Annotated in this window: 18 protein-coding genes; 15 read left to right on the top strand and 3 right to left on the bottom strand. The window is 55.2% G+C overall.

Annotated elements, in window-relative coordinates:
• The first annotated feature begins 134 nt into the window (after positions 1-134).
• The 7 genes from SH421x_RS03415 (at position 135) to SH421x_RS03385 (ending at position 4,827) form a co-directional block, all read left to right on the top strand.
• Positions 135-1,832 carry an NADPH-dependent assimilatory sulfite reductase hemoprotein subunit gene (locus SH421x_RS03415; RefSeq protein WP_488853988.1) on the top strand — a complete coding sequence of 566 codons (1,698 nt, stop codon included), beginning with the start codon at positions 135-137 and terminating at the stop codon, positions 1,830-1,832.
• Positions 1,833-1,872: 40 nt separating this feature from the next.
• Positions 1,873-2,316, top strand: a complete 444-nt coding sequence (locus tag SH421x_RS03410; RefSeq protein ID WP_488853987.1) for an MgtC/SapB family protein — start codon at positions 1,873-1,875, stop codon at positions 2,314-2,316.
• Between the two features lie 238 nt (positions 2,317-2,554).
• Positions 2,555-3,028 carry a PA2169 family four-helix-bundle protein gene (locus tag SH421x_RS03405; protein ID WP_488853986.1) on the top strand — a complete coding sequence of 158 codons (474 nt, stop codon included), beginning with the start codon at positions 2,555-2,557 and terminating at the stop codon, positions 3,026-3,028.
• Between the two features lie 104 nt (positions 3,029-3,132).
• Complete coding sequence (locus tag SH421x_RS03400; protein ID WP_488853985.1) at positions 3,133-3,288, top strand: DUF3309 family protein; 156 nt, start codon at positions 3,133-3,135, stop codon at positions 3,286-3,288.
• A 35-nt stretch (positions 3,289-3,323) separates the two neighbouring features.
• Positions 3,324-3,518 carry a hypothetical protein gene (locus SH421x_RS03395; RefSeq protein ID WP_488853984.1) on the top strand — a complete coding sequence of 65 codons (195 nt, stop codon included), beginning with the start codon at positions 3,324-3,326 and terminating at the stop codon, positions 3,516-3,518.
• Between the two features lie 344 nt (positions 3,519-3,862).
• On the top strand, positions 3,863-4,366 hold the full coding sequence (locus tag SH421x_RS03390; protein ID WP_488853983.1) for a YciE/YciF ferroxidase family protein: 504 nt from the start codon (positions 3,863-3,865) through the stop codon (positions 4,364-4,366).
• 164 nt (positions 4,367-4,530) lie between these two features.
• Positions 4,531-4,827 carry a Rho termination factor N-terminal domain-containing protein gene (locus tag SH421x_RS03385; RefSeq protein ID WP_488853982.1) on the top strand — a complete coding sequence of 99 codons (297 nt, stop codon included), beginning with the start codon at positions 4,531-4,533 and terminating at the stop codon, positions 4,825-4,827.
• A 102-nt stretch (positions 4,828-4,929) separates the two neighbouring features.
• Here the strand turns inward: SH421x_RS03385 and SH421x_RS03380 are convergent, their stop codons facing one another.
• A complete protein-coding gene (locus SH421x_RS03380; RefSeq protein WP_488853981.1) occupies positions 4,930-5,688 on the bottom strand; it encodes a formylmethanofuran dehydrogenase subunit C in 759 nt (252 codons plus the stop codon).
• 77 nt (positions 5,689-5,765) lie between these two features.
• On the opposite strand from SH421x_RS03380, the gene mobA reads away from it, so the two are divergent.
• Complete coding sequence (gene mobA / locus SH421x_RS03375; protein ID WP_488853980.1) at positions 5,766-6,404, top strand: molybdenum cofactor guanylyltransferase; 639 nt, start codon at positions 5,766-5,768, stop codon at positions 6,402-6,404.
• A 19-nt stretch (positions 6,405-6,423) separates the two neighbouring features.
• Positions 6,424-6,927 carry a DinB family protein gene (locus SH421x_RS03370; RefSeq protein WP_488853979.1) on the top strand — a complete coding sequence of 168 codons (504 nt, stop codon included), beginning with the start codon at positions 6,424-6,426 and terminating at the stop codon, positions 6,925-6,927.
• A gap of 193 nt (positions 6,928-7,120) precedes the next feature.
• Here the strand turns inward: SH421x_RS03370 and SH421x_RS03365 are convergent, their stop codons facing one another.
• Entirely contained in the window at positions 7,121-8,311 is a 1,191-nt protein-coding gene (locus SH421x_RS03365) for an amino acid aminotransferase (RefSeq protein ID WP_488853978.1), read from the bottom strand.
• 331 nt (positions 8,312-8,642) lie between these two features.
• Here SH421x_RS03365 and SH421x_RS03360 point away from each other — a divergent pair, with 331 nt between their 5' ends.
• From SH421x_RS03360 to SH421x_RS03335, 6 genes are all read left to right on the top strand, one after another.
• Entirely contained in the window at positions 8,643-9,836 is a 1,194-nt protein-coding gene (locus SH421x_RS03360) for an inositol-3-phosphate synthase (protein ID WP_488853977.1), read from the top strand.
• 151 nt (positions 9,837-9,987) lie between these two features.
• Positions 9,988-10,380, top strand: a complete 393-nt coding sequence (locus SH421x_RS03355; protein WP_488853976.1) for a hypothetical protein — start codon at positions 9,988-9,990, stop codon at positions 10,378-10,380.
• Positions 10,381-10,615: 235 nt separating this feature from the next.
• Positions 10,616-11,146, top strand: a complete 531-nt coding sequence (locus SH421x_RS03350; RefSeq protein WP_488853975.1) for a hypothetical protein — start codon at positions 10,616-10,618, stop codon at positions 11,144-11,146.
• A gap of 262 nt (positions 11,147-11,408) precedes the next feature.
• A complete protein-coding gene (locus SH421x_RS03345) occupies positions 11,409-12,350 on the top strand; it encodes a sugar phosphate isomerase/epimerase family protein (protein ID WP_488853974.1) in 942 nt (313 codons plus the stop codon).
• A 95-nt stretch (positions 12,351-12,445) separates the two neighbouring features.
• Positions 12,446-12,649 (top strand): hypothetical protein, encoded by a 204-nt coding sequence (locus SH421x_RS03340; protein ID WP_488853973.1) that lies wholly within the window; start codon positions 12,446-12,448, stop codon positions 12,647-12,649.
• Positions 12,650-12,768: 119 nt separating this feature from the next.
• Positions 12,769-13,005: an ExbD/TolR family protein gene (locus SH421x_RS03335; protein ID WP_488853972.1), complete on the top strand. Its 237-nt coding sequence runs from the start codon at positions 12,769-12,771 to the stop codon at positions 13,003-13,005.
• Between the two features lie 122 nt (positions 13,006-13,127).
• On the opposite strand, the gene SH421x_RS03330 is transcribed toward SH421x_RS03335, so the two are convergent.
• Entirely contained in the window at positions 13,128-14,141 is a 1,014-nt protein-coding gene (locus tag SH421x_RS03330) for a GGDEF domain-containing protein (protein ID WP_488853971.1), read from the bottom strand.
• Positions 14,142-14,413 lie beyond the last annotated feature (272 nt).

Raw genomic sequence — 14,413 nt, 5'->3', positions numbered from 1 at the left:
AGCCCTGCAAACCGGCGTCCGATCGCCGTTACGTCTAATTCAGATAACCGATATACTACCCGTTTGTTGGCCGGATCGCCGCAACCTACCCACTTCCCCAGACTCACAAATCCCTCCATCTACAACGGATCCCGATGTCGACTGATCAAGCTCTCAGCCCGGTGGACGAATTCAAACGTGATAGCAACTACTTGCGCGGTGAGATCGCCGAGGAGTTTGTGGACGGCAGCGATCATTTCGGCAAATCGAGCATCCAGCTGATGAAGCATTTCGGCGTCTATCAACAAGACGACCGCGATGCGCGTTCTTCCAATCGAGCCGCTGGCGGGGGCAAATCCTACATCTTTATGATCCGGACCCGGATCCCGGCCGGCGTGCTGACCTCCCAGCAAATGCTGGTCGAGCTCGATCTGTGCGACGAACTGGGGAACGAGACCCTGCGCATCACCAGTCGTCAAGGTTTGCAGCATCACGGCGTCATGAAAGAAGGGCTACAGCCGCTGGCCCAAAAGTTGAAGCAAGTGGGCCTGTCAACGCTGGGCGCTTGCGGCGACGTCAATCGTAACGTGATGTGCTGCCCTGCTCCGCTGTTTGGCGATAACGTTCGTCGTCAGATGCAGGAAACGGCTTCGCAGTTGGCCGACCATTTTGCTCCCAAGACCGCCGCCTATCGCGAGATCTTTTTGCAAGATCCCGAAACCGGCGAGAAAGAAAAGATCGCCACCGGCGAAGTGGTCGAACCGCTCTATGGCAAACAGTATCTGCCGCGCAAATTCAAAATGGGCATGGCCCTGCCCGAAGACAACTGCATTGATGTCTACACGCATGACTTGGGGATGATCTGCGTCCATGAGAACGGCGAGATCCTGGGCTACAACATCTTGGTCGGCGGCGGTCAAGGTCGCACGCCGAGCGCCGAGAAAACCTTCCCTGCTTTGGGACAACGGCTCACCTTTGTCACGCCGGACCAGTTGATCCCGGCCATCGAAGCGGTCATCAAAGTCCAACGCGACTTTGGCAACCGCGAAGATCGCAAGGTTGCCCGGATGAAGTACCTGATCCACAACTGGGGTCTAGAGAAGTTCAAAGCCAAGGTCGAAGAATACTACGGCGGTTCGCTGCCTGAGCCGCACCCGGCCGACGTGCATGGCTTTGACGACCACAAAGGTTGGCACGCTCAAGGAGACGGCAAGTGGTTCTACGGCTTGAATGTCGAGAACGGCCGCATCAAAGATGACGAAACAATGCAACTGAAGACGGCGATCCGCAAGATTTGCGGCCAGCTGAACCCAGGCATTCGTCTGACCAGTCACCAGGATATTATCTTTAGCGATATCAACGAAGCCGACAAAGCGACGTTGATCGATATTCTGAAGTCGCACCAAGTGCCGCTGACCGAAGAGATCTCGAACGTCCGTCGCTGGTCGATGGCTTGCGTCGCCTGGCCAACTTGCGGCTTGTCGATCACTGAAAGCGAACGAGCCTTGCCTGGCATCCTGGATGGTCTCGAAGCAGAACTAGCCAAGCTAGGTCTGGCGGCCGAAGAATTCACCGTTCGCATGACCGGCTGTCCCAATGGTTGCGCACGTCCTTACAACAGCGACGTCGGTCTGGTCGGTCGCGCCAAAGAAAAGTACACCGTCTTTCTCGGCGGCCGCTTGCTCGGCAATCGATTGAGCTTTATCTACAAAGACATGGTTCTGGCTGACGACGTCACTCCGGAACTGACCAAGGTCTTTGCGTTCTTCAAAGCGGCGCGGGAAGAAGGCGAGAGCTTCGGCGACTTCTGCCATCGCCAAGGCAAAGAAGCGATCGAAGCGGCGGTTGGCTAATCAGCTGGCCAACTGCAAACCAGCGCGATAAACTGGCGACATGCTAGAAATTATTTTCAAATTGGTCGCCGCCGTGCTGGTTGGCGGTGTGCTTGGCTGGGAACGCGAGAAGCGTCAAAAGTCGGCAGGCCTGCGTACTTACATGCTGGTCTCGCTCGGCTCCGCCGCTTTCATGATCGCGGGCCTTCAACTTCAGGAAGATATTGGACCAACGGATCTGCCTGCGGTCCGCACCGATGTGCAACGAATCTTATCCGCGATTATCGGCGGAATCGGCTTTTTAGGAGCCGGGTCAATCATCGAGGGACGCGGCGGCGTCTACGGCATCACTACCGCCGCCGGCATTTGGGTCGCAGCGTCCGGCGGTATCGCCTGCGGATGCGGTTACTACGACCTGGCGATCGTGGCCAGCATCCTAGCCTGGGCTGTAATTGATCTTGGGGGACGATTTGAGCACTGGTATTTCGGCAGCGAAGCAGATTAACGCAATCGCTTTGCTCTCTTCGCTTTTCGGATGATATTTCCCTCTGTTGGCGGTTGTGGGCCGATCGCGCGACGACCAGCCTGATCTGCCGACCACACAAATTGGGCTAGCACGCGGTCCGATTTCCGGCGAAACCGCTTGTTTCTAGGCACTTCTCTGCTTTTTTTCTTCTGGCACAGCGTTTGCCTTTAGTCAGGGTGCACGAACAACCAACTGCACCTGTCAGAAGGAGATGAAAATGTCATTGGAAACCAAAAACAACCTTACCGATAAGACGGTCTCGAAACTGCAGAAACTGATTCGATCGAACATTGATTCGTACGACGGCTTCCGCGAGTCGGCAGACCAAATTGACGATCCGATGGTTGCAGCGCTATTCCGCGAAATGGCGGCCGACCGTTCGACCCTTGCGGCCGAACTGCAAGACTATGTCACCTGGAATGGTGAAGAAGCGACGGAGGATGGCTCTTATGCGGCCGCAATCCATCGTACCTGGATCGATATTCGCAGCATGCTCAGCGGCGGCGACCCTTATGCGATCTTGTGTGAAGCCGAACGAGGCGAGGATCAGATCAAAGCCGCCTACGAAGACGTGCTGAAAGAGACCGCCGGCAGTGCGATGAATGACGTGCTGCAACAACAGTACGCCCAGGTCAAAGCAGGCCATGATCGGATCCGCGATCTCCGCGACGCCTTCAAAGAGAAGTCGTAACGCTACTACTTCAGGCAACGGCCGCATCGTTGTCGACCGTCAAGAATGCGGCGTTGCCTGGCTTTATTTCCCATCCCACACTTGTGTAAACTAGGAACCGTACGATGCTCGGAACCATTCTTTTAATCATATTAGTCTTGATGCTTCTTGGCTCTTTCCCCGCTTGGCCGCACAGCCGATCATGGGGTTATGGTCCAAGCGGAGGGTTAGGACTGGTTGTGGTCATCCTACTGATTCTCGTCCTTATGGGACGTATATAACCGCGCAGCCGCTGCGCTACCTTTGGAGAAACGAAATGTTGAATGCAACTTGGAAACTACTGACTCCGACTCTCTTGGGCTGCACGCTTCTGCTAGGAGCGACGGCGCTAACTAGCGGCTGCGATCGCAAAGAAAAAATCATCGACATCGAAGGGCCCAACGGCGAAGTCGAAGTCACTCGTGACTTAGACGATGGCGATGTGGATGTGAACGTTGACCGAGATCAATAAAAGCGAGTGATTCTCGTTAGTATTGAAACTCGTTTTTCATAGATGTAGCGAGCCCCTCTGGGGCTCGCTTTTTTGATGCGCAATACGCAGCTGAACGCCTGCCGATCAATGCGTTCGTTCGCAAGGCAATCTTATGCCGCAAAGGCGCGATCTTCACTCTGCCGCCGATACAGCTCAACTGGCCGATTTAAAACAAAAAGTCGTCGCTTTACCGGCAATTGCCATCTCTGTAGCCGGATGACGCCAGAAAACAGGCCGCTTCCTCCCAACTGGCATAAGAGCTGCACTTTCGTAATTTGCATTGCTAAGTGATTCAATCTCCCCAAATCTTGGAGACGTCTACCGTGAAACTTGACTCCCTGCAAAAGCTCTACGTTCAAGAGCTCAAAGATCTCTACAGTGCTGAAAATCAATTGTTGGAAGCGCTGCCAAAAATGGAAGCGGCGGCCAACCATGCAGAGCTCAAGCAAGCGTTCAAGGATCATTTGGCCGAAACCAAAACGCATGTGAAACGCTTGGAGGAAATCTTCAAGAAGCTCGACTTTCAGCCAGGAGGGCACAAATGCGCCGCGATGGAAGGCCTGATTGAAGAAGGCTCGGAACTACTGAAAAGCGATATCGAGCCGAAGGTGCTAGACGCCGCGCTGATCGCCGCCGCCCAACGTGTTGAACATTACGAAATGGCTGGCTACGGCACAGCTCGTACCTTTGCGGATCAATTGGGCGATCATGATTCGGCCGATATCTTGCAACTAACGCTCAACGAAGAAGGACATGCCAATCGGCTGCTCACGCGCCTGGCCGAGCGTAGCGTGAACTTTCTCGCGACGACTGCAAAGGGATCCTAACCCAATCCGAAGACTGGGGTCTTTGAAAAGGTGCAAGCTGCGGACTGAACCCGAAACGTTCGTTCATGACTAGAAGATTGGTTACGGTCTCGATGAGTTGATACAACCATTCCAGCTTTGAATCGTCGGCTATTAAGCCCAAAGACTAACCAAGGAGAAACATCATGCCTAAAGCATGGAGCGACAAAGACGAGCGGCAATATAAACACATCAAAGAAAGTGCGTTGGACCGCGGCAAGTCAACCGACAAAGCCGAAGAGATTGCTGCTCGCACCGTCAACAAACAGCGTCGCAGCGAAGGCCGCACGCCTAACAAAACGACCCAAGGAACCGGCAATCCCAATCATCGGCTTGAAGATCGCACGGTCGACGAATTGCGCAATCTAGCCGCTGATAAAAACGTAACTGGCCGCAGTCGAATGCGCAAGGCGGAGTTAATCCAAGCCTTACGCGACAAGTAAATCTTCAGACGTTCGCACTTAGCCCATGAAAGGCTATTTATCTCGAAGGGAATCGAACTGGCGGCCGCACTGTCGGCCGCCAGATTTTTTTGCGCTGTCTGCTTAGGCGACCGGCGTCAATATCTCTCCGCGCGACATCTCCGCTGCATCGCCCGAATAAAGCCGAAAGGGAAGCTCCCATTGTGGGCACTCTATCGGAAATCCAGCTTGCTTTAATTCACGGCGAATCAACGGCAACATCGCTGGGCGGAACACGCAATCCGTCTGAAAGGTGGCCGGCAACTCGCTCACTGCAGAGAGTGCAATGATCGTTCCTCGCTTCATCCGCAGACCAACATGTGGGCCCAGTGATCCCCCGACAACAATCGTGCCGGCTAACATTCGATAGCCGCACAGCTCACCAACAACACCTGCAATCGCAATCATCCCGCGGCGCATCCGCGTCCCTAACTCTCGGCCCGCATTGCCGTGAATGAGGATCAAACCTCCTTGCAGACCCCGCTTTTCTCCCGGCTGGGGACTACCCACAAAGTCACCGGCGCTGCCGGTGATGACCAGCGTTCCGCCGGACATAGCCGAGCCGGCATGATCGCCTACGTTTCCTTCGACGGTTAAACAACCACCGCTAAGCTCAGCCCCCAGGTAGTCGCAACGAGAGAAATCTCCAATCAATCGCAACTGTTGATCTGCAGCGCTGCCTGACAATTGAAAGAGTTCGCCTAAGGCGACCCGGTAATCTCCACAGTCGAGTTCCAGCTGGGCGACCTGGGGCAACGAGAACGCAGCCAGACGCTCAGGCGTCAGCTCTCGCAAATCGCAGCCGGGAGGGATATCTTTTACAAGCGTCAGAATCAGCGGCATCGCCAATAGCTTTCAATGGTGGCCGAATCAGATCGATGAATCCAACATAGCTGGGAACCCGTCGCGAGTGAACCAGGATGCAACGACCAATTCCACATAGTGCCGCCGTGATTTTGTGCGGTGGTCAAAGTCGCCGGATGGGGGTCGCCAAAGCTGCGCTCCCCTTCGGTGAAGAAACTTTGCTAGCGCGTGCGGTGCGGATCATCGCACCCACCGTGACCGAGATCGTCGCGGTCACCGCGCCGGGACACACACTTCCCCGGCTTCCAGTCGCGGTGCGTGTCATCCAGGACGAGAATCCAGGCCTTGGACCGCTCGAGGCAATCCGCTGCGGACTTGCGGCGGTTGGCCCAGACATCGATCGCGCTTTGGTCTGCGGGTGCGATACGCCGCTGATCACCGCCGCAGCGATCCGAATTTTATTTGAAAATCTGACTGCATCGTGTGACGCAGCAGTCGCGACCGACATCCAACGGATGCATCCAACTTTTGGCGTTTATCGTGTTCATCTGGCCAGCGTCGCCGCCCAGCAACTAGCGGCAGGCGAGCGTTCGCTGCATGGCTTTGTAAAGCAGATCGTCGTTGCTGCCGTTTCTCCCCATGAACTGGGGAGCGACAATCTGCTGCACAACGTTAATACGCCAGAAGAGTACGCATCCGCACTTGCGGCGGCAGGCTTGCCGCCTGCGGAGATTCCGCCTGCACCCGCTCCTTAAGTAACAGAAAGATTGACTTATGCCTGATGCCGCCGCCTGGGAAGCTTTGAAGCAAAACATTTTGGCCAGCTTCCAAATGTTTGATGGCCACCTGAACGACGTCGACAAAAACGATTGGTTCCGTATGCCGACCGAAGGAGTCACGCATGTCGCTTGGCAAGCAGGGCACATTGCGGTTTCGACCTATGGAATCGGTCTCCGTTTGCAGCGGGGCGAGCGTCCTACCGACGCCGAGTTGGGCCTGACCAACTACAAAGAATTATTTGGCCAAGGCTCAACTCCCTCGAGCGACACCAGCATCTATCCGTCAGCCGAAGCAATTCATGCGACGCTCAAAAAAGTGTTTGCTCAGGTCGAACAAGAGATGACCGAGTGGCCGTTGACCGAACTGGATAACGCGATCGAACATCCCCGTTTTAAGACGCGGCTGGAGTTCCTCAATTTTCTCCCGTTCCACAACTACATGCACTTCGGTCAAGTTTCGCTGCTGCGGCGCCTGCATGGCAACGCTCCGCTGCGTTAAAGATTTAACGCAACCGTAGATGAAACGCTGCTTGGTGGGTTGCACAAGCGATTGGTACGTATCGCGCATGGTAAAGACAATCGCGATTGTTCCATCCACCCTACGATTTTTCATTTGCGTTTTGTGATCATGGAAATGAAAAAAGGCTCCGTAATGTTACGGAGCCTTTTCATTGTTATGATCTTGCAGCAGCTTAAAGAACCGCTTTGATCGCGGCGCACAGTTGGCCGACATTGTTTTCAGAGATCCCCGCGACATTGATGCGGCCTGAACCGACGATGTAGATCGCAAATTGATTGCGTAGCTCGTCCACTTGCACCGGCGTCAGACCCGAGAATGAAAACATCCCCTTTTGATCAGCGATGAACGAAAAGTCACGATCCACGCCGGTCGCTTTCATCGTCTCGACCAGCAGCGTTCGCATGCCGTTGATCCGATCGCGCATCGCGGTCAGTTCTGCTTCCCACTGGGCGCGTAACTTTGGATCGGCCAAGACGGTTTCAACCACTGCACCGCCGTGCGTGGGGGGATTGGAGTAATTGGAGCGAATTACGTTTTTTAGCTGGCTAAGCACCGCCTGAGCGGCGCTGGCGTCCGTCGCGACAGCCGTCAACGCGCCAACTCGCTCGTTGTACAGTCCAAAGTTTTTGCTGAACGAACTGCAAACCAACAGCTCTTTACCGGGTTGGCTTAATGCGGCCAGACCGACGGCGTCTTCGCACAAGCCGTCCCCAAACCCTTGATAGGCGAAGTCGACCAGCGGCAGCAGCTCACGACGGTGGACGAGCTCGGCGATCAATCGCCACTGATCGGCGGTTGGATCAATCCCGCTGGGGTTATGGCAGCAACCATGCAGCAACACGACATCGCCGGTCGGTATTTTTTCAAGCGTCTCCATCATCTCGGCAAACGCCAAGCCGTTGGCCGCTTTGTCGAAATAGGGATAGCCGGCAGTTTCAATCCCGGCGGCGGCGAAAATACTGGGATGATTGGGCCAGGTTGGTTGGCTGAGCCAGACTTTGCGACCGGGAAAATTTTTCGCCAAAAAGTCGGCGGCGACTCGCAGGCCGCCTGTCCCGCCAGGGGTTTGAACCGTCACGCCGCGAGCCGAGGTGACGATCTCGTGATCGGCGCCCAGCATTAGCTCGCGAACCAAGCGACAATACTCGGGGCGGCCATCGATTGGCAGATACGACTTCGTTTTTTCTTCGGCGACCAGGCGTCGTTCGGCCTCTTTCACGCAATCCAGGACCGGCGTAACGCCGCTCGCGTCCTTAAAAACCCCAACGCTGAGATTGATCTTGGCGGGATTTGGATCTTTTCGAAATGCCTCGTTGAGGCCCAAAATCGAGTCGGGAGGCGCGGTTTGAACGTTCTGAAACATACCTGTGATTCGCGGTTTGGGGGAAGTAACGGAGTTGTCGGCAGCTTAGGACGCTGTGCCGTGGGTAAGGTTCACTTGGCGCCCTAAAATCAACCAGAAGGCCAACTTCTGTCGATCCCGTCCGTTCGCGTCCTTGACGAACCGAATTAGTCGTGCCAACAATTAAATGGTACTTGCGAGCGTCTCTTCCAGACAGACCCCACCAGATCGGCCGCTAGCCTCTGAACATGTTGGGCGGCCCGCGGAACTTGCCCGCTTGTTTCTGTTCGACCATTGAAGCTGGTCGCATGGCAAACCTTCCCTCCCACCTCCTTGAAAGACGATTGACGCGATGGCACGTTCTCGAGTCGGTATTTGGCTTATTGGCGCTCGCGGCGGAGTTGCTGCGACCACGATCGTTGGCTTAGCGGCCCTGCGCCGCGGATTGGTCGACACGGTTGGACTGGTCAGTGAGTTACCGCAATTCGCCGAGCTCGGTTTGACCACCTGGGACAATCTGGTCATCGGTGGACATGAGATCCGCAACGTCACGCTGTTTGAAGCGGCCCAGCAACTGGTCGACGTCAGCCGAGCGCTTGACTCGCGTCTGGTCGCCGCCGTCAAAGAAGATCTCGATGCAGTCGACGCTAACATCAAAGATGGCACGCTGCTCAATGTCGGCGCCAAAATCGCCGGGCTCGCCAAAAGCGAACTGCGCGAGAAGACCGAGACGCCGCGGCAAGCAATCAACCGCATCCAAGCCGACATCGCCGCATTCGCCCAACAGCACGAACTATCCGACGTTATCGTAATTAACGTTTCGTCGACCGAACCGCCGTTTGACGAAAGCAAGTTGCCGAGCAGCTGGAAAGAATTGGCCCCGCTGCTAGAGACCGGCGATTGTCATCTGCCGGCCAGCAGTTTGTATGGCGCCGCCGCGCTGGAACTTGGCTTTCCGTACGTCAACTTCACGCCGTCGGTTGGCACGTCGATTCCGGCTCTCTGCGACCTGGCCACGCAACAGAAAACCTGTCACATGGGACATGATGGCAAGACCGGCGAGACTTTGCTGAAGAGCACGCTGGCGCCGATGTTCGCCCATCGTAACCTGCAAGTGATGAGTTGGGTTGGTCACAACATCTTTGGCAACATGGATGCCGTTGTGTTGGATGACCCTGAAAACAAAAAGACCAAAGCAACCAGCAAAGATCGCCTGTTGGGCGAGATCTTTGGCTACCAACCTCAAACGCTGGTCACGATCGAACGCATCGACAGCATGGGAGACTGGAAGACCGCTTGGGACCACATCCACTTCAAAGGCTTCCTTGGCACGCCGATGGTAATGCAGTTCACCTGGCAAGGCGCTGACTCGCTGTTGGCCGCGCCGCTGGTGATCGACCTGGCCCGCTTCGCCGAACTGGCGCATCGCCGTGGCGAAACTGGTTTGCTTACTTCGCTGGCCTGTTTCTTTAAGTCTCCGCACGGGACCAAAGAAAATGATTTCGCCAAGCAGTTTGATATGCTCGAAGCCTGGACAAAAAGCTAGCGACATTGCTGCGTTAGCAGTGAGCAACCTTAAGAAGGTTTCATCTTAATTGGTTCGCCTTGCAGGCAAACAATGTCTATAGTTGAAATTCAACGAAGTCACTCGCAGAAGAGCGGCTTCTTTGAGTTCCTGCCTATCGGACGGGGCCGCAATGAAACGAATCTACACGCATCTGCTGGTCTGGATGGTAATTGTCAGCCTGTTGGCTGCGACGCCGCTGGACTGCATCTCTGCGCTGGCAGGTTCATCTCAGACTGCCCGCTCCACTCCCGCAACGCCCACTGCGGCCGTGTTACCAGGCGAATACAATGCGCACGCCGATGATACGCACGCAGACTCGGCTGAACATCGCAACGATTACCTCGGTTTCCGCCAACTCAAAACGGCAGAAGAGTCGCGCGAAACTCTGCAGCACGCCAAACAGCTATTTCTTTTCGTTGACTCGCTCCCCGGCATGCAGTCAGTCGCCGCGCGTCAACTTCTGCACTCGGTAAATCGCAACCATCTTGCCGCGTCAAAAGTGACGCTCCATCTGCGGCTATAAATCTCCTCTCCTCATTTCTCCTTTCGCAACAGACTCACGCATTCAAAATGCGTCGTCATTCATTGGATTTCACCTGCGCCGATGCTTGCGCAGAACTGCGATCTGATCGGTATGCGAAAGGCTGAACATGTCCCTCTGCATGGCTCGTTTTGCCGGTCGAACTGCGCACGATCACGCGATTGGTACTGCGAGACTGCTTGCACTTACCCAACCTTCTCAGAGAGAGACGCCAATCATGAACTATCGAAACCTCAATGTAATTATCAACCGTCACGCGATCCCAACGCCGCGTCGTCCGCAGGATCCGGTAGGCGATACCATTCGCCTGGTCGCCGACTTATTGAAACAAGGTCGCGCAGACAAAGCGTTGCCTTTACTTAAGCCGAGCAAGAGCCATCACGACGCGCGCTTGATCAACGCCCGGGGAGTCTGCCAAATGCGACTTGGTCTGATCGATCCAGCGTTGACAACTTATCGCACGCTCGTTTTTGAAGCAGTCGGCATGGGCATGGCGGTCCGCAGTTCACTTCCTGATCCCTATAAGACGAATCTAGCGACCGCGTTGTTGCTGAAGGGGGATGTCTCCGGCGGCGAACAAGTCCTTAACGAGATCGAAAACCAAGACTATCCCATGGTTGGCCAGTTGCGCAACGTGATCGCCGCTTGGCGACAAGAGCTCTCCCTGTGGGAAAAAATCGAAGATCAACTCGGCGTCACCACCTTCCATCCCGTGTCGCTCCCCTTCAAGCCTGGTGAGCTTGCCTAAGCGACTAACTGCGTGCAGCTGCCCCTGCTGATCGTAAGACCAAGGCGGGACGATCCCCCATCCAGTCGTCTCTCTTGGTTTTACGTCAGCAACCAGGCAGCTTTTCGGGAAGTGCCGAGACTGCAATCCCTTTCGCCAAAATTGAGAAATAGCTCGACTTCGCCTCCAAAAACCTGCCGTTCCCCTCTTGGAATGCGTAGGCGGCATGTAACGCGTCTATTACGATGGAAGATCGCCTTGCACTTCTTAAGAGAGACGCAATATGAACCGATCGAGACGCGAATTTTTGTCTGTCGCCGCTGCCGCCGCGGCGTTTGCTCCCCTCAGCTCAGCGGTGCTGGCGGCTGAACCTCTCGCGGCCACAAACGCCAAGATCGTCAATCGCATCGCGGTCTCGACCTACTCGTTTTGGCAGTTTCGTCACGAGCATCTCCGCGATGTCGAAAAGTGCATCGCCCTTGCTGCCGAAATGGGTTTTGACGCCGTCGAGATTTTACATCGTCAGATGACCGATGAGTCCCCTGCCTATCTGCAAAAGCTAAAACGAACCGCGCTGGTCAACGGAGTCGATCTCTGCGGCTTCTCTACCCACCAAGGCTTCTTATCCCCCGACAAAGCCAAGCGTCAAAAGAATATCGATGAGACCATTCGTTACATCCGCATGGCCTATGACATGGGCATCCCCACGCTTCGCGTGAACACCGGTACGTGGGGAACCAGCAAAGACTTTGATGATCTGATGGCGAATCGCGGCATCGAGCTGCCCCTAGAGGGCTATACCGACGAAGATGGCTTCGGCTGGGTGATCGAGAGTCTTGAGCAGTGCCTGCCGGAAGCGGAAAAGTGCGGAGTGCTGCTTGGTCTCGAAAATCACTGGGGCCTCGGCCGAACCCCCGAAGGCGTGCTGCGAATCGTCAATGCAATCGACAACCCTTGGCTGCAGGTCACACTGGACACTGGGAACTTTTTGGAAGATCCGTACGAGCGTCTAGCTCTGATGGCGCCCAAAACGATTTACGTCCAAGCAAAAACCTACTTTGGCGGTGGTCTTTGGTACACGCTCGATCTGGACTATCCCCGCATCGCAAAGCTCTTACAGGACCAGGGTTACCGCGGTTATGTCTCGCTGGAGTTTGAAGGCCAACAAGATCCGCTGATCGGAATTCCCAATAGCTTAACACTGCTCCGCTCTGCTTTTGGCTAACCAATGGAAGCGGAACCTCCTATAATTAAGAGTGTAGGGGCGACAGGTTGATTTAATGCAATTTGTCCCCCCTTACATTACGTAGGAGACTTCCGATGAGTCGCACTACCGTTGCGTTGATAATAATTCTGGCTGCGATCTTTGGTTACTTCGCCATGGCATCTGTCGCGATTTTGGTGCGCGGCGTTCCCGAAGAAGAACTCCAGACGCCGCAGGACTTTGACACGCCATCCGTTTACCCGACGGAAAGCCAATCTAACGCGACTGGGGAGCCTGCAGGGAGCGGCGTTCAAGATTAAACCTTGAGGAACGTCCTCACTACGTTGCGGGTCCCCACCTTTCTGGAGATGCGAACCAACCGTTGCCGAATTCGGTCTTTCCGGTTGTGTACAAGTCTCTTTAAACGTTTAACCTTGCCATGAAATTGCCAACTGAAAATCAGCCGCTCGATGTCGTCTTGTCGAGCTCCGGAAAGATCTTCATCAATGGAGTCGAAGCGCTCCTTGATGCTCACCTGCGCCGTCTCTGTGATCGAGCCAGCTGCGCTCGTAGCGTTCGCATCTTTGCCGGCGAAGAATGTCGCTTCGATCACGTGGCCGAAATCTTCCGCGTCTGCCGCCAATGGGGCGTCGCTGAGATTTCGCTCGCCAGCTAACGGGTCTTCTTCGCCGTAGGAAATGCAGCCTGCGGCGAAGGTTGAAATCCCAATCTCAAAGGCAAGACGAAATCAGACGATCGTATGCGCTTCGACATTCGACATTTCTGCACAGCAATTACTTAGTGCGTCGCTTCCATCAATCGCGTCCGCAGATCTGCGCAGACTTCGTGGAACTCACGGACCGGCTGAAGCGGTTGGCCGGTCTCAGGCAAAATCGATAAGATGCGCTGGCCGTTGAAATAGTAGCCACGATCACGGCCTGCAGATTTCGCGGCGTACAGTGCTTCATCCGCTTTGGCGATCAGTTCTGATGGCTCATTAAAACCGACCACTTGCGCAATGCCGATGCTGAGCGTAAGCGGAATTTCGGCGTCCCCTTCGCGAAAGACATGCTCGCGAACGGCATGGATAATCCGCAGTGCGGCGTCATTGCCGCTGCCAAACTCGGTTTCGGGCAACAGGATCGCAAACTCTTCGCCCCCGTATCGGGTCACATAGTCCGCATCCCGCGTCGTATGGACCAGGGTCTTGGCGATGGACTGCAACACGGCGTCCCCCACGAGATGGCCATGCTTGTCGTTGATTTTTTTAAAGTGATCGATATCGGCCAACAGCACGCAAAAGGGACGCTGGTTGCGGCTCCACAACGCCCACCGCTTTTGCAATTCTTCATCAAAGGCGCGGCGATTGAATAGCTTGGTCAGACTATCGGTGCGAGCCTCGGACAAGGTCGCTGCAAGCTGCTCGGTCTGTTCGTTGATCAAGGTTTCGGCTCGCTTCAGACGGACTTGCAGGCCATCGTTGGCGTCGTTCATCATCTTCAGCAGTTCGATCGCTTGCTCTAATGATTTCGAGCCCGGCGAAGCCCGTCTGGCGTGATCAATCCGCTCTTCGATGGTCGCCATGACGTCACGTTGTTCGTGAACATCGCCGGCCAAGCCATGCATGAAACGTGACATCCGCTGCAAGATCACCGCCGCTTTTTCTGATCCCTCTGTGGAAACTTCGGACGGTGGCTGAGAGTCGCGCATCAGCTTGATCCCGATCCACAGCCCCGCTAGCAGCGGAAAGACGCCGCAGGTCATACCGATCAGGAATGTCGAAAACTGAACCGTGGCAACCGATTCCATCATTACCGCCGAGCCTCACTGGATCAAAGTTGGGTGATCAATCCAAAACTAGATCATTGCCGGAAAAATATGGACGAAACCGAAGGCTTTTTGTGCCATCCTTCGGTAGATCGCAGCCCCAGGGCGCCGAATGTTTGGGTTAGTCGAAACAGTCCGATCGCGCCGGCAAGGCTAGATTTCGCTGAATTCAGGCTTTAAGCGGCCTAGAAAGGGGCCAGCCGCCGTTGACCCTCCCCGACTGGGCGCCTATCGTATCGTGCTGAACCGCCGCTTGT

The sequence above is a fragment of the Blastopirellula sp. SH421 genome, assembly GCF_057808535.1.
This window is presented reverse-complemented; position numbering and strand designations above follow the sequence as displayed.

Bases quoted from the DNA above. Each gene is read 5' to 3' on its own strand.
- SH421x_RS03335 (WP_488853972.1), top strand. From the start codon at position 12,769: ATGAAATTGCCAACTGAAAATCAGCCGCTCGATGTCGTCTTGTCGAGC.
- mobA (WP_488853980.1), top strand. From the start codon at position 5,766: ATGCAACGACCAATTCCACATAGTGCCGCCGTGATTTTGTGCGGTGGT.
- SH421x_RS03360 (WP_488853977.1), top strand. From the start codon at position 8,643: ATGGCACGTTCTCGAGTCGGTATTTGGCTTATTGGCGCTCGCGGCGGA.
- SH421x_RS03410 (WP_488853987.1), top strand. From the start codon at position 1,873: ATGCTAGAAATTATTTTCAAATTGGTCGCCGCCGTGCTGGTTGGCGGT.
- SH421x_RS03330 (WP_488853971.1), bottom strand. From the start codon at position 14,141: ATGATGGAATCGGTTGCCACGGTTCAGTTTTCGACATTCCTGATCGGT.
- SH421x_RS03350 (WP_488853975.1), top strand. From the start codon at position 10,616: ATGAACTATCGAAACCTCAATGTAATTATCAACCGTCACGCGATCCCA.
- SH421x_RS03400 (WP_488853985.1), top strand. From the start codon at position 3,133: ATGCTCGGAACCATTCTTTTAATCATATTAGTCTTGATGCTTCTTGGC.
- SH421x_RS03365 (WP_488853978.1), bottom strand. From the start codon at position 8,311: ATGTTTCAGAACGTTCAAACCGCGCCTCCCGACTCGATTTTGGGCCTC.
- SH421x_RS03395 (WP_488853984.1), top strand. From the start codon at position 3,324: ATGTTGAATGCAACTTGGAAACTACTGACTCCGACTCTCTTGGGCTGC.
- SH421x_RS03415 (WP_488853988.1), top strand. From the start codon at position 135: ATGTCGACTGATCAAGCTCTCAGCCCGGTGGACGAATTCAAACGTGAT.
- SH421x_RS03345 (WP_488853974.1), top strand. From the start codon at position 11,409: ATGAACCGATCGAGACGCGAATTTTTGTCTGTCGCCGCTGCCGCCGCG.
- SH421x_RS03405 (WP_488853986.1), top strand. From the start codon at position 2,555: ATGTCATTGGAAACCAAAAACAACCTTACCGATAAGACGGTCTCGAAA.
- SH421x_RS03380 (WP_488853981.1), bottom strand. From the start codon at position 5,688: ATGCCGCTGATTCTGACGCTTGTAAAAGATATCCCTCCCGGCTGCGAT.
- SH421x_RS03385 (WP_488853982.1), top strand. From the start codon at position 4,531: ATGCCTAAAGCATGGAGCGACAAAGACGAGCGGCAATATAAACACATC.
- SH421x_RS03355 (WP_488853976.1), top strand. From the start codon at position 9,988: ATGAAACGAATCTACACGCATCTGCTGGTCTGGATGGTAATTGTCAGC.
- SH421x_RS03340 (WP_488853973.1), top strand. From the start codon at position 12,446: ATGAGTCGCACTACCGTTGCGTTGATAATAATTCTGGCTGCGATCTTT.
- SH421x_RS03370 (WP_488853979.1), top strand. From the start codon at position 6,424: ATGCCTGATGCCGCCGCCTGGGAAGCTTTGAAGCAAAACATTTTGGCC.